Origin of the sequence: Roseateles sp. L2-2, from assembly GCF_050613215.1 — a bacterium.
In the GTDB taxonomy this organism is placed as follows: Bacteria; Pseudomonadota; Gammaproteobacteria; order Burkholderiales; family Burkholderiaceae_C; genus Roseateles; species Roseateles noduli.
This window is the reverse complement of record NZ_CP192509.1, coordinates 4,435,146-4,447,100: the sequence shown is the minus strand read 5'-3', so window position 1 is coordinate 4,447,100 and position 11,955 is coordinate 4,435,146. Positions and strand designations below refer to the sequence as shown.

Annotated in this window: 11 protein-coding genes; 3 read left to right on the top strand and 8 right to left on the bottom strand. The window is 68.1% G+C overall.

Annotated features, from left to right (window positions below):
• Positions 1-178 precede the first annotated feature (178 nt).
• The 3 genes from ACQZ13_RS19800 to yjgA are packed head-to-tail and all read right to left on the bottom strand — an operon-like array spanning position 179 to position 1,971.
• Positions 179-682 carry an FKBP-type peptidyl-prolyl cis-trans isomerase gene (locus tag ACQZ13_RS19800; protein WP_431047382.1) on the bottom strand — a complete coding sequence of 168 codons (504 nt, stop codon included), beginning with the start codon at positions 680-682 and terminating at the stop codon, positions 179-181.
• Positions 683-740: 58 nt separating this feature from the next.
• Positions 741-1,370: a molybdopterin adenylyltransferase gene (gene mog, locus ACQZ13_RS19795; RefSeq protein ID WP_431047380.1), complete on the bottom strand. Its 630-nt coding sequence runs from the start codon at positions 1,368-1,370 to the stop codon at positions 741-743.
• Complete coding sequence (yjgA, locus tag ACQZ13_RS19790) at positions 1,363-1,971, bottom strand: ribosome biogenesis factor YjgA (protein ID WP_088405499.1); 609 nt, start codon at positions 1,969-1,971, stop codon at positions 1,363-1,365. Before yjgA ends, mog begins: the two co-directional genes overlap by 8 nt.
• A gap of 120 nt (positions 1,972-2,091) precedes the next feature.
• Between yjgA and pmbA the strand changes: the two genes are divergently transcribed.
• From pmbA to ACQZ13_RS19775, 3 genes are all read left to right on the top strand, one after another.
• Positions 2,092-3,459: a metalloprotease PmbA gene (gene pmbA / locus ACQZ13_RS19785; RefSeq protein ID WP_431047378.1), complete on the top strand. Its 1,368-nt coding sequence runs from the start codon at positions 2,092-2,094 to the stop codon at positions 3,457-3,459.
• 106 nt (positions 3,460-3,565) lie between these two features.
• Positions 3,566-4,648, top strand: coding sequence for a TRAP transporter substrate-binding protein (locus tag ACQZ13_RS19780; RefSeq protein ID WP_431047376.1), 1,083 nt, complete (start codon positions 3,566-3,568; stop codon positions 4,646-4,648).
• A gap of 139 nt (positions 4,649-4,787) precedes the next feature.
• Positions 4,788-5,174, top strand: coding sequence for a hypothetical protein (locus ACQZ13_RS19775; RefSeq protein WP_431047374.1), 387 nt, complete (start codon positions 4,788-4,790; stop codon positions 5,172-5,174).
• Positions 5,175-5,222: 48 nt separating this feature from the next.
• Here ACQZ13_RS19775 and ACQZ13_RS19770 read toward each other — a convergent pair whose 3' ends face one another.
• From ACQZ13_RS19770 to malG, 5 genes are all read right to left on the bottom strand, one after another.
• Positions 5,223-6,158, bottom strand: coding sequence for a 2OG-Fe(II) oxygenase (locus ACQZ13_RS19770; protein ID WP_431047372.1), 936 nt, complete (start codon positions 6,156-6,158; stop codon positions 5,223-5,225).
• 25 nt (positions 6,159-6,183) lie between these two features.
• Positions 6,184-6,765, bottom strand: a complete 582-nt coding sequence (locus tag ACQZ13_RS19765; RefSeq protein WP_431047370.1) for a hypothetical protein — start codon at positions 6,763-6,765, stop codon at positions 6,184-6,186.
• Between the two features lie 179 nt (positions 6,766-6,944).
• Positions 6,945-8,357, bottom strand: coding sequence for a cytochrome-c peroxidase (locus ACQZ13_RS19760; RefSeq protein ID WP_431047368.1), 1,413 nt, complete (start codon positions 8,355-8,357; stop codon positions 6,945-6,947).
• Positions 8,358-8,459: 102 nt separating this feature from the next.
• Positions 8,460-10,754, bottom strand: a complete 2,295-nt coding sequence (locus tag ACQZ13_RS19755) for a phosphoesterase (RefSeq protein ID WP_431047366.1) — start codon at positions 10,752-10,754, stop codon at positions 8,460-8,462.
• 310 nt (positions 10,755-11,064) lie between these two features.
• A complete protein-coding gene (gene malG, locus ACQZ13_RS19750; RefSeq protein WP_431047364.1) occupies positions 11,065-11,955 on the bottom strand; it encodes a maltose ABC transporter permease MalG in 891 nt (296 codons plus the stop codon).

Here is an 11,955-nt window from a genome sequence, read left to right as displayed (position 1 = left end):
GCTGATCTACCGGGCCGCAGCGCCTGACTTGCTCCCTCTCCCGCTTGCGGGAGAGGGCAGGGGTGAGGGCCAGCGACGGTGGAAGTACTGAAGACTTCTTGCTGACTGCCTAGTCCGCTGGCCCTCACCCCAACCCTCTCCCGCAAACGGGAGAGGGGGCAAGAGAAGCGGAGGCGAATCAGTGATGGTGCCCGTGCGCGCCGTGCGCGTGGCCGTGCTCGATCTCTTCCTGCGATGCGGCGCGGACGTCGGTCACCTTGACGCTGATCTTCAGGTGCTGGCCGGCCAGCGGGTGGTTGCCGTCCAGGTGCACGGTGTCGCCCTTGACCTTCACGACGGTGAAGACGTGGAAGCCGTCGTCGGCCGCCGGCTCTTCCTCGCCTTCCTTCGCCTGACGGATCTGGATCTGGCCGCCGACCTTCACGCCGGGCGGGAAGTCCTTCTTCGGGATGGTGATCATCAGGCTCTCGTCGCGCTCGCCGAAGCCGGTCTCGGGCGTCAGCTCGATCGTGGTGGCGAAGCCCTTCTCCTGGCCTTCCAGCGCGGCTTCGACGACCGGCAGCGTGTTGCCGTAACCGCCGATCAGCAGCGCCATCGGTTCATCGGTCTTCTCGATGATCTGGCCGAGCTTGTTCGCGACCTTCAGTTCGACGGTGGCGATGGTGTCCTTGGTGATCTTCATGGGTGTTGCTTCGGGTGTTGCGTCTTGTGGAGGCCCCTCGTGGAGGCCGCAGGGGTGGTCAGCCCGGGCGCTTGGGCCGTTGGGCGGTCTTGGGACGGAAGGCGGCGCAGATGGCGTCGCGTGTTTCGAGGTAGGGGCCGCCGATCAGGTCGATGCAGTACGGCACCGCGGCGAAGATGCCGCTGGCGGCCTCGTGGCCGGCCAGCGTCTCGGCGATCGCCTTGGGCTGGCCCGGCAGGTTGATGATCAACGCCTGGCCGCGGATCACCGCGACCTGGCGTGACAGGATCGCGGTCGGCACGAATCGCAGCGAGATCTGCCGCATCTGCTCGCCGAAGCCCGGCATCACGCGGTCGGCGACGTCCATCGTCGCCTCGGGCGTGACGTCGCGGATCGCGGGGCCGGTGCCGCCGGTGGTCAGCACGAGATGGCAGCCGGACTCGTCGACGAGCTCGCGCAAGGTCTGCGCGATGAGCGCGCGTTCGTCGGGGATCAGCCGCGGCTGGAACTCGATCGGATTGATCAGTGCCGAGCGCAGCCAGTCCTGCAGCGCGGGCAGGCCCTTGTCCTCGTAGACGCCGCTGGAGGCGCGGTCGCTGATCGACACGATGCCGATGCGGACCGCCTCAGGCGGAAGCAGCGCCGCGCCGCCGTCCGATGGGGCCGCCGGGACCGCCGGCTCACTCATCGTCGTCCTCGTCGGAGGCATCCGCGTCCTCGTTCGCCGAGGCGTTGTCCTTGCCGGCGAGCACGTGGCCCTTCACGAACTGGAACAGCTCGCGCCAGGCGCGGCCGTTGCGCTGCTCGGGCGCCTGCGCGCGGTCCTTGCGGGCGGCGCGGATCAGGCTGCGCAGCTGCTGCGTGTCGACCTCGTCGAAGGCGTCGATGAAGCCCTGCAGCGCGCTGTCTTCCTCGACCAGCCGCACGCGCCAGCGTTCGGCCTGGTGCAGCTCCAGCGAATCCTGCGCGCGGCCGAGCTTGAACTCGGCGACGGCCTGGCGGATCGGTTCGGGATCGACCTGGCGCATCAGCTTGCCGATCAGCTGCAGGTGGCGCTTCTTGCCGCTGCGCGCGGTGCCGGCGACGATGCGGCGGCCTTCCTTGATCGCGTCGAGCAGCGACTCGGGCAGGTCGAGCGCGGCCACGCGCTTCTCGGGCAGCGTCAGCAGTTCCTCGCCCAGCGCCTGCAGCGCGTCCATGTCGCGCTTGAGCTGGCTTTTGCTGGGGCGGTCGTCTTCGAAGTCGTCGAAGTCCGCGCGGTCGTCGTGGTCGTCGTGATCGGGGGTCATGAGAGGAAGAATGCGAGAAGCCCCGACCGGAAGGGCGGGGCACAGCGCCCGTATGATAGTCGCCACCCCGCCGCGGCCTCGGATCCCCCAGGCCGCGCTGCTTTCAAAGAGACCGTATTCATGAGTCAAGCCGAGCAAGGATTCGCCTACAGCCAGGACCACTTCCGCCAGTTGATCGAGGACGTCCTGGCCGAGGCCAAACGCCAGGGCGCCAGCGACGCCGGCGCGGAGGTGTCCGAGGGCAGCGGCATGTCCGTGTCGGTGCGGCGCGGCCAGCTCGAGAACGTCGAGCGCAACCGCGACAAGTCGCTGGGCATCTCGGTCTACCTGGGTCAGCGCAGAGGCAACGCGAGCACCTCGGACTTCTCGCCGCAGGCGCTGAAGGACACGGTGCGCGCGGCCTACGACATCGCGCGCTTCACGGCCGAGGACGAGTTCGCCGGCCTGCCGGACGAGCAGGACCTGTCGCTCGACGAGGCGGCGCGGCCGTCGCTGGACCTGTTCCATCCGTGGTCGGTCACCGCCGAGCAGGCCGCCGAACTGGCGCTGCGCTGCGAGGAGGCCGCGCTGAAGACGGACGCGCGCATCACCAATTCGGAAGGCGCGGCGGTCTCGGCGCAGCAGTCGCACTTCTATTCGGGCAACTCGCGCGGCTTCCGCGGCGGGTATGCGAGCTCGCGGCATTCGCTGTCGGTCGCTCCGATCGCCGGCCGCGGCGCCGGCATGGAACGCGACGCCTGGTACAGCTCGATGCGCGATTCGGCCGATCTGTCCTCCGCTGAAACGATCGGCCGCTATGCCGCCGAGCGCGCGCTGGCGCGACTCAAGGGCCGCAAGGTCAAGACGGCCAGCGTGCCGGTGCTGTTCGAGGCCCCGGTCGCGGCCGGCCTGCTGGGCGCGCTCGTGCAGGCCACCAGCGGCGGCGCGCTCTATCGCCGCGCAAGCTTCCTGATCGACAGCCTGGATCAGCAGATCCTCTCGCCGCACGTCGAGGTCGTCGAGGATCCGCACATCGTCAAGGGCAAGGGCAGCTCGCCCTTCGACGACGAAGGCGTGGTCACCAAGGCCCGCACCGTGGTCGATGCGGGCGTGCTCAAGGGCTACTTCCTGTCGACCTACTCGGCGCGCAAGCTGGGCCTGCGCACGACGGGCCACGCGGGCGGCTCGCACAACCTGACGATGCGCAGCAAGGCCACGGCACCCGGCGACGACCTGCCGACGATGCTGCGCCGCCTGGGCACCGGCCTGTTCGTCACCGAGCTGATGGGGCAGGGCGTCAACTACGTGACCGGCGACTACTCGCGCGGCGCGAGCGGCTACTGGGTCGAGAACGGCGTCATCGCCTTCCCGGTCAACGAGATCACGATCGCCGGCAACGTCAGGGAGATGTTCAAGCAGATCGTGGGCATTGGCGCCGACACGTACACGCTGGGCAGCAAGACCGTGGGCTCCATCCTGCTGGAGAACATGAAGCTCGCCGGGGCCTGAGTCTCCCCGGGCTTGTCAGGTTGACGCCAGCCCTCCAGTAGTTAATCCTGTTTTCGCTCAAGGGTGCCCGTGACGCGGCGCCCATACCAACGAAAAAGGAGACTTCATGGAGCGTCGTTCGTTCGTCAAGAATGCCGGCCTGGCCGGCGTGCTGGCCGCGGGTGCGGCACCGGCCATCGTGCATGCGCAGGCCAACATCCGGTGGCGGATGGCGTCGAGCTTCCCCAAGCAGCTCGACACGATCTACGGCGGCGGCGAGGTCTTCGCCAAGAAGGTCAGCGAGCTCAGCGGCGGCAAGTTCCAGATCAGCGTGCACGCGGGCGGCGAACTGATGCCGGCCTTCGGCGTGGTCGACGGCGTGCAGAACGCGACGGTCGAGATCGCGCACACGGTGCCGTACTACTTCTTCGGCAAGGACGAGACCTTCGCCATCGGCGCGTCCATCCCGTTCGGGCTGAACTCGCGGCAGATGACGGCGTGGACCTACCACGGCAACGGCCTGAAGCTGATGCGCGAGTTCTACCGGAACTACAACATCATCAACTTCCCCGGCGGCAACACCGGCGCGCAGATGGCAGGCTGGTACCGCAAGGAGATCAAGTCGGCGGCGGACTTCAAGGGTCTGAAGTTCCGCATCGGCGGCTTCGCGGGCCGGGTGATCGAGCGCATGGGCGGCGTGCCGCAGAACCTGCCGGGCGGGGAGCTGTATTCCGCGCTGGAGAAGGGCACGATCGACGCGGCGGAATGGGTGGGGCCGTACGACGACCTGAAGCTGGGCTTCAACAAGGTGGCGCCGTTCTACTACTACCCCGGCTGGTGGGAGGGCGGCCCGCAGGTCGACTTCTTCATCAACACCAAGGCCTATGAAGGGCTGTCGCCCGAGTACAAGGCGATCGTCGAGGCGGCGTCCGCGTACGTGCACGTGGACATGCAGGCCAAGTACGACGTGCTGAACCCGCAGGCGCTCAAGCAGCTGGTGGCGGCCAAGACCAAGCTGATGCGTTTCCCGAAGGACACGATGGACCTGGCGTTCAAGGAGTCGATGGCGCTGTACGCGGAGCTGTCGGCGAAGAACCCGAACTGGAAGAAGGTCTACGAGGATTACGCCAACTTCCGGCGTGACCAGAACCTGTGGTTCCGCTTCGCGGAAGCGGGCTTCGACGACTACATGCAGTCGCAGCGGTTCTGATCCACCCGATCCCTCGCTGACCGCGGGCCGCGCTCCGACAAGGGGCGCGGCCCGTACCGCTTGTGGGGTGACCGGGGGCCGAGGACAGGAGCCGTGGCGGCACAATCGGTCCTCGACCAATCGGCATCAGGATGAGTTCATGAATCAGGAAACGCAGTCGCTTGAAGCGCTCCTCAAGGCCCTTCGCGTGCTGCTCACGGTGCTGCTGGCGCTGGTCGTCCTCGCGGTCATCTGCTTCCGGCTCTTCGCTTACTCGTTCACCTATGCGTCGCCGCCGTTCTGGTCGCTCGTGCCGGCGGGCGTGCTGGCGGGGTTGCTCGTCATGCGGCTCGTGCCGCAACGCATGCGCCGTGTCGGCGCGGTGCTGCTGCTGGTGCTCTACGCACTCAGCATCGTCTTCTTCGGCTGGCGCCATGTCATGGAGCTCTACGCCACGGACGGTCCCTATGCCTTCGATCTTTTCGAGGCGGTGTTGATCGTCCTGCTGGCCGTGCCGAGCCTGGTGCGTCCGCGATCCACCTTCTGAGTCGGAGCATTCATCGCCTCCCTGGTCGAGTCTTGCAGGGGCGACGTCTCACGCGCTCACGAAGGGGCGCTCCCGCATCCACTTCGTCGCCACCCACTTCTCGCCGCGCGTGACCGCGCTGCTGGCATGCAGGGAGGCATGGTCCAGCTCGCCGCGTGAGTTGGCATACTCGAAGTAGACGGCGTTGCCGCGCTGCGGCGAGACCGCCCAGCCCGCCGCCGGGAACACCGTCTCTCCGCCCGCGGGCACGTCGTTGAGGTAGGTGACCAAGGTGCTGACCCGCTGCCCGCTGCGCGCGATCGATGCCTGGTTGGCCGGGTTGGACGGCACCAGGAAGTCGTAGTGCGGGGCGCTGCCGGCGCCTTCGGGGTAGTGCAGGATCTGCAGCCCTTCGCCGTGCGAGACCGGCAGGTTCATGATCTCCGCGATGCGTCGGTCCAGGCGCGCGATCAGCGGCGTCTCGGCCGGGCGGAAGAACATGCCGAGGCTGCTGCGCAAACCGCTCACGACGTCGCGTCCGGTGCGCGGATCGACGAGCGTCGACGGCCGCAGACGGCCTCGCGCCAGGGCGATCAGCGCCTCGCACTCGTCGGCGCTGAAGACGCCGTTGAGCACCGCGAGCATCGGTCGCTCCGCACGGGCGGCGATGCGCACGACACGATCGTCCGTCGCGACCGACGTGCCCGGACGGAAGCGCGGCGTCTCGTATCGATAGGGCGGGGTGCCGTCGGGCGTCGATGACGTCGGCATTCCCGTCGACATCCCCATCGATGTCCCCATCGAGGTCGGGAAGTCCGGCAGCTCGACCTGATCGGTCGGCATGGCGCGCTCGCCGCGCCGCGCGCGCACGAACGCGTCGACGATCGCCTGCGCCGCCTCGGCCGCGATGTCGCGCTCCTGCAGCGCGCCGCGCAGCTCGCCCGGCGCCACGCCGTTGTCCAGATGCTGGCGGACCCAGTCCCCCAGCGCGGAAGGAAATCGCACGACGGTTGTCATGACGGCGCGCGCCTCAAAGCAGGTCGACGGCGACCCAGCCGGTCTCCGTCTTCTTGAACGTCTCCTGCAGCTGCGCGGTGCCTGCACCATGGATCACCTGCGCGACGACAGGGAAGACCTTCTGCAGCTCGGCGTCGCCGGTCCACGGCGCGGCCTTCACCTGGTAGGTGTAGCTCACGACCGCGTGCCGGTCCTTGCCTTCGCCGCCCAGCTCCCAGTGCACCACCTTGTCCAGGCTGAGCTTGGCCGCGCAGAAGTCGCCGCGCGTCTCCTTGCCGCCGTCGGCCTTCGGCTGCTCGCGCGTCACGTAGAACTGCTTGCCGGTCTCCGTCAGCGCATAGCGACGGACCTTCATGTGATGCGAGACCTCGTTGTCGTCCTTGACGTCGACCTCGGCCACCGTCGAGCTCGCCAGACCGAGCCGCTCCAGCACCGGCAGCTGCAGCGCGTTGCGCGCGCCGGCGTCGATCTCGCGCTGGGTCAGGTCGATCGGCCAGTCGCTCTTGGCCAGGCACAGGTCGCCGCGCTTGGCGAGGTAGTCCGTCATCCCCGGCACGAAGTGATCGGCAGTCGGCTCGGCGGAGGCCGCAGGCACGACCGGCTCCGCAGGACGCGAGCAGGCGGCGAGCATGGACAGCGCGAGCGCAGCGGTCGTGAGACCGGCGGCGCGCGTCAGGCGTTGAGAAGCACGATGAGGAGCGCGATGAGGAACGCGATGAGGAACGGAAACGGAGGTCATGCGGAAGAGGGACATGAGGGAATCGGAAGAGCGGATCACGACGTGCAGGCGCCGGCCGCAGGCGCTTTCGCGGGCTGCGTGTCCTTGTCGTTGAGCGTGTTCAGGAAGCAGATCAGGTCGGCGATGTCCTGCTCCGACATGGGCGGCTTGCTGTGCGCCGCGCGGCCGTCCAGCGGCATCTGCGTGTCGATGTTGCCGACGAACTGCTTCGGAAGATCGTCGAACTTGCGCACCTTGCCGCCGACGTACTGTGTCGTGATCAGGCCGTAGGTCGGGAAGTCGGCGTCCGGCGCCGCCTTGGGCGTGCCGCCCTCGGTCGGATACCAGAGCTCGGGCATCGTGTCGCGCGTGTTGTAGAAGCGGATCGTCTGCTCCAGCGAATGGAAGATCCCGTTGTGGAAGAAGCTGCGGCGCGTGGCCACGTTGCGCAGCGTCGGCGACTTGAACATGCCGCAGAAGGTGTTGCCCTTCACCGGCGCGTGGTCGGTGCGTTGCGGACCGCAGAGGCCGATGTCGACGTAGGACGCGTCCGCGTTGGCGGGGATCGCCGCATTGCGCGGCACGCCGATGGCCTCGTAGGAGAAGTCCGTGAAGATCGCCGTGCTGCCGTTCAGCCCGGCGCCCTGGTAGTGGCACGACGCGCAGTTGCCGCCGTTGGGATCGGCGAAGACCTTCAGGCCGCGTGCCTCGGCCGCGGTCAGCACGCCGCCGATCTTGTTGCCGATGTAGAGGTCGAACTTGCTCGAATACGGATGGAAGCTGACGTCCTCCAGCTGGAAGGCCTGCAGCGCCTTGCCGGCCGCGGCGAAGGCCTGGTCCGCGTTGTCGAAGATCGTCGCGCCGAAGGCCTGCCGGAACTGCTCGGCGTAGGGGCCGGCCTGCAGCTTCTTGACGACGTCGGCGGCACTGGCGTTGGCCATCTCGTTGGGGTCCAGCAGCGGCATGCCCGCCTGCTCGGCGAGCGTCGCCGCGCGACCGTCCCAGGCGAAGCCGCCGCCCGGGCCCGGCACGCTGACGCCGTCGGGGTTGTCGAGCAGGTCGGCGTAGGGCGGCGTCGCGTCCTTGTAGCGCAGCGAGGGCACGGCGCGCAGGCCGGCGCTCTTCAACTCGGGACCGCCGAGCTGCACCGACAGGTCGTTGGACGGACCGTAGGCGTTCTTCGGATCGTGGCAGGTGGCGCAGGCCATGCGGCCGGAGCCCGACAGCGTCGCGTCGAAGAACATCTTCCGACCGACCTCCGCGACGGGGCTCAGCGGGGTGACCGGATTCAGCGCGGTGCCGGAAGCCGCATCGGATGCCGCACTGGCCGCGGCGCCCGAGGCGGCGAGGTCCGCGTCGGGCTTGTCGGACGGCCCGCACGCCGCGAGCAGGGTGCCGAGGCCGACGCACACGCAGGCGCCGAGGAAGGCGGCCGCCGAGGCGCGCACATGGAAGAGGACGTCTCGCATGGGAAGCAGGAAGTGAAGCGAAGGAGGAGCGGGAACAGCGGGGAGAAATGCGAGGGCCGGCGGCGCTTGCGCGCCGCCGGCTTCAGACGCGGAGGACCGCGATTACTTCTTCAGCGCCCAGACGTTGGTCTGGACCGTGTCGGCACCGATCTGCGCGGCCGTGTTCACGTCGGCCGACTGCTTCTGCGTGTAGTTGGCCGGGGCCTTCCACGCGTGGTTGATGGTGCGCACCGAGTCGAAGTGGGTGTCGGCGCTGCCGGCGTATTCCGGCAGGTTGAGGATGTTGGCGGCGATGAACTTCTCGGTGTACTTCGAGCGGTTCATGTAGGACGCGTCCACCGCCGGGTCGGCCAGCTGGAACATGTTCTGCAGCGTGCGCACGAACGAGAAGTGGCTGTAGGCGTCGCCGTCGGACACGCCCTTGGGCGCGTCGGCCTGGTTCGTCAGGATGCCGAAGATGCTCTCGCCGTGACCGCGGTTGCCCTTGGTGTAGTTGTTGACGGAGCTGTCGACCGTGACCGCGCCGGTCTTGGCGTCGACGACCACCGGCTTGGACACCGCGCTGTTGGACACGTTCCAGCCGCAGCAGGAGTTGAAGCCAGAGGTGGCGTTGCCTTCGTCGAACATGAGCACGATGGCGACGCGCTTGGCCGGGTTCTTCCACAGCGCCGAGGCCTGGATCTTCTTCACCAGCGCGTCGACGTAGTTGTCGCCGCGCGTGATGATGTTGGCCGCCGAGGTCTGAGCGACGTTGTTGGACACGCTGCCGCAGTCGCTGGCCGTGGCGGCGGTGCCGTCGGTCAGCTTGCCGATGACGCTGATGCCGTGCATGTCGTCGCACTGGTCCGGGACCAGGAAGTTCAGCGTGCCCACCTTGCCGGAGGCCAGGTCGGTGCCGAGCTGGTCGACGTCGTAGTTGGCCGGCACCGCGTAGGCGGCGCTCTTCTTCATGTTGGCGTCCCACTGACCGCCGCCCATGGTGCGGTTGCTGTACTTGAACTCCGGCGCGCTGCGGACGTTCTGGTAGGCCATGCCCGGGTGGTGCTTGGTCTTGTACAGGCCGGCGGGCATCGGCAGCGTCAGGCCGGCATTGCCGACGGCGGCGGTGTTGTTGTTCAGCGTGCCGGGCGCGTAGACGTTGTCGACGGCGGTGACGGCGGCGTCGGCCACGGAGTCGGTGCGGAAGTCCTGGCCCGGGTTCATCGACTCGCTGTAGGTGCGCCAGGTCATGCCGGCGGCCGTGATCGCGTTGAACAGGTTGGGCTTGCCGACGATGTTGTGGTTGACCGCGGCGGTCTGCGTGCAGCTGGCCGCGAACGGCGAGCTCGCCAGACCCGGCTGGGTCTTGTCGGGCAGCGGCAGGTCGGTGACCGCATTGGCGCCGGTGGCGTCGCAGTTCCACTGGCTGTCGTCGGTGATGCCGAAGTCGTCGGCGCCGCCCAGGGCGGTGTAGTTCGGCTCGGACGGGTTGCCGGTGGCGTAGTAGCTGGTCAGCTGGTTGCCGGACGCGAGCAGCGCATTGATCTTGGGCGCCCACGGCGAGCCCTTGATCGACAGCGTGGCCTTGTTCTCCAGCATCACGATGAAGATGTGGTCGTAGCGCGGCACGCCTTCGAGCGCGAACGCGGCCTGCTGCGATTGCGCGAAGGTGATCTTCGTGCGCGCGTCGGCGCCGGTGGGCGCGGTGGCGGCGCTCACGTTGGCGGCGCCGGCCAGGCGCGGATCGCCGCCCGGGGTCGCGAGCGCGTCGGGGTACATGTCGCCGCGGTCCAGCTTGGTGATCGCGTAGGTGAAGCGGTTGTCCAGGGCCTTGGACTCGGCCAGCATGGCGGTCTGCTCGGCGCCGGTGACGGTGTTCACGTCGGCCAGCACGTTGGCCAGGGACACGCCGATGCGGGTGGCGACGGTCTGCTTCTCGACGGCGTAGCTGGTGCCGTTGGCTTCGACCAGGCGCTGGACTTCCGACGACAGCGGGCTGATGACGACGTTGCCGGCCTGCTCCATGACCTGGTCCAGCGACGCGCGCAGCACGTCGCGGCTGGCGACCTTGGCGCCGGTGGACAGGGAGGCGTCGGTGCCGATGTCGGCGATCAGCGCGGCGTTGGCCGGCATCGTGAGCGAGAAGTGGCCCTTGGCGTCAGTGACGACGGCGTTCTCGGTGGTGTCGCAGACGCCGTTGGCGTTGGTGTCGACGCAGACCTTGGCGCCGACGTAGTAGGCCGGATCGATCTTCGGATCGGTGGCGCTGCCCGGCGTGAAGCTGGTGGCGGTGACGACGCCGTTGATCGTGACGCTGGGGGTCGTCGGCGAGTCGCCGTCGGAGCCGCACGCCGCCAGGATGGCGGCGGCAACGAGGGTGAGCGAGGCGTTCAGCGCGGTGTTTTTGCTGTGTCGCATGGGAGTCCTGGAGTGGTGGCGATTGCTGTGCTCGAAGGCTCCGGGAGGAGACCGTTCGAAACGCCGCGCACTCTAGAAATCACGCATGACGGATCCGTGACCCCGCGCGTCAAGACCGCGTGAGGGCCCTTGCGCCGCAAGGGCTCGCGTGTTTCGCAAAGTTACGTGAAGCGATGCGCACGCTTGAAACGTGTTGCGATGCGCACGGGGCTTGGCGGAGCCTCAACGGCTCGCGACACCCGATTGGCCATGCCATCTGCGTCGCCTGCGCGATCTGCGATGCCGCGACACGCGGCGATCAGCGATGCGCTCAGCCCTTCACCCCACCCGCCGTCAGCCCCGACACGATCCACTTCTGCGCCAGCAGGAACACCGCCGTGATCGGCAGGCCCGAGAGCACGGCCGCGGCCGCGAAGTCGCCCCACAGGAAGCGCTGGTCGTGCAGGAAGTACTTGGAGCCCACCGCCAGCGTGAGGTTGGACTCCTCGCGCAGCAGCACCGACGCCACCGGGTACTCGATGATGCAGCCGATGAAGGCCAGCACGAACACCACCATCAGGATGGGCACCGCCATCGGCAGCAGCACCAGCCGGAAGGCCTGCCAGTGCGACGCGCCGTCGACCTTGGCGTTCTCCTCGATCTCCACGGGGATGGTCTCGAAGTAGCCCTTGATGGTCCAGATGTGCGTCGCCACGCCGCCCAGGTAGGCCACGATCACGCCCGCGTGCGTCTCGATGCCCAGCCACGGCACGAAGGTGCCGATGGTCTCGAAGATCGCGTAGATCGCCACCAGCGCCAGCACCGCCGGGAACATCTGCAGCAGCAGCATGCTGTTCAGGATGCTCGCCTTGAACGGGAACTTCAGCCGCGCGAAACCGTAGGCCGCCGTGGTCGAGATCGCCACGATCAGCACCGCCGAGATCGTCGCCACCTTGATCGAGTTCCACAGCCACGTCAGCACCGGGAAGGGCGGCTGCACCAGCGAACCGTCCGCCGCCTGGTACGGGATGCCCAGCGCCAGCTGCCAGTGCTCCAGGCTGATCGTCGCGGGGATCAGGCTGCCCGTGGCGAAGTTGCCCGGCCGCAGCGAGATCGACACCACCGCCAGCAGCGGGAACAGCGTGACCGCCAGGAAGATCCACAGCATCACATGCGCCGCGACGACGCGCCAGCGCGCCTGCTTGCCTCGAACGATGGCCAT

Excerpts from the sequence above, each read along its gene's own strand:
- malG (WP_431047364.1), bottom strand. The coding sequence starts at position 11,955 with ATGGCCATCGTTCGAGGCAAGCAGGCGCGCTGGCGCGTCGTCGCGGCG.
- ACQZ13_RS19800 (WP_431047382.1), bottom strand. The coding sequence starts at position 682 with ATGAAGATCACCAAGGACACCATCGCCACCGTCGAACTGAAGGTCGCG.
- ACQZ13_RS19775 (WP_431047374.1), top strand. The coding sequence starts at position 4,788 with ATGAATCAGGAAACGCAGTCGCTTGAAGCGCTCCTCAAGGCCCTTCGC.
- mog (WP_431047380.1), bottom strand. The coding sequence starts at position 1,370 with ATGAGTGAGCCGGCGGTCCCGGCGGCCCCATCGGACGGCGGCGCGGCG.
- pmbA (WP_431047378.1), top strand. The coding sequence starts at position 2,092 with ATGAGTCAAGCCGAGCAAGGATTCGCCTACAGCCAGGACCACTTCCGC.
- ACQZ13_RS19780 (WP_431047376.1), top strand. The coding sequence starts at position 3,566 with ATGGAGCGTCGTTCGTTCGTCAAGAATGCCGGCCTGGCCGGCGTGCTG.
- yjgA (WP_088405499.1), bottom strand. The coding sequence starts at position 1,971 with ATGACCCCCGATCACGACGACCACGACGACCGCGCGGACTTCGACGAC.
- ACQZ13_RS19760 (WP_431047368.1), bottom strand. The coding sequence starts at position 8,357 with ATGCGAGACGTCCTCTTCCATGTGCGCGCCTCGGCGGCCGCCTTCCTC.
- ACQZ13_RS19755 (WP_431047366.1), bottom strand. The coding sequence starts at position 10,754 with ATGCGACACAGCAAAAACACCGCGCTGAACGCCTCGCTCACCCTCGTT.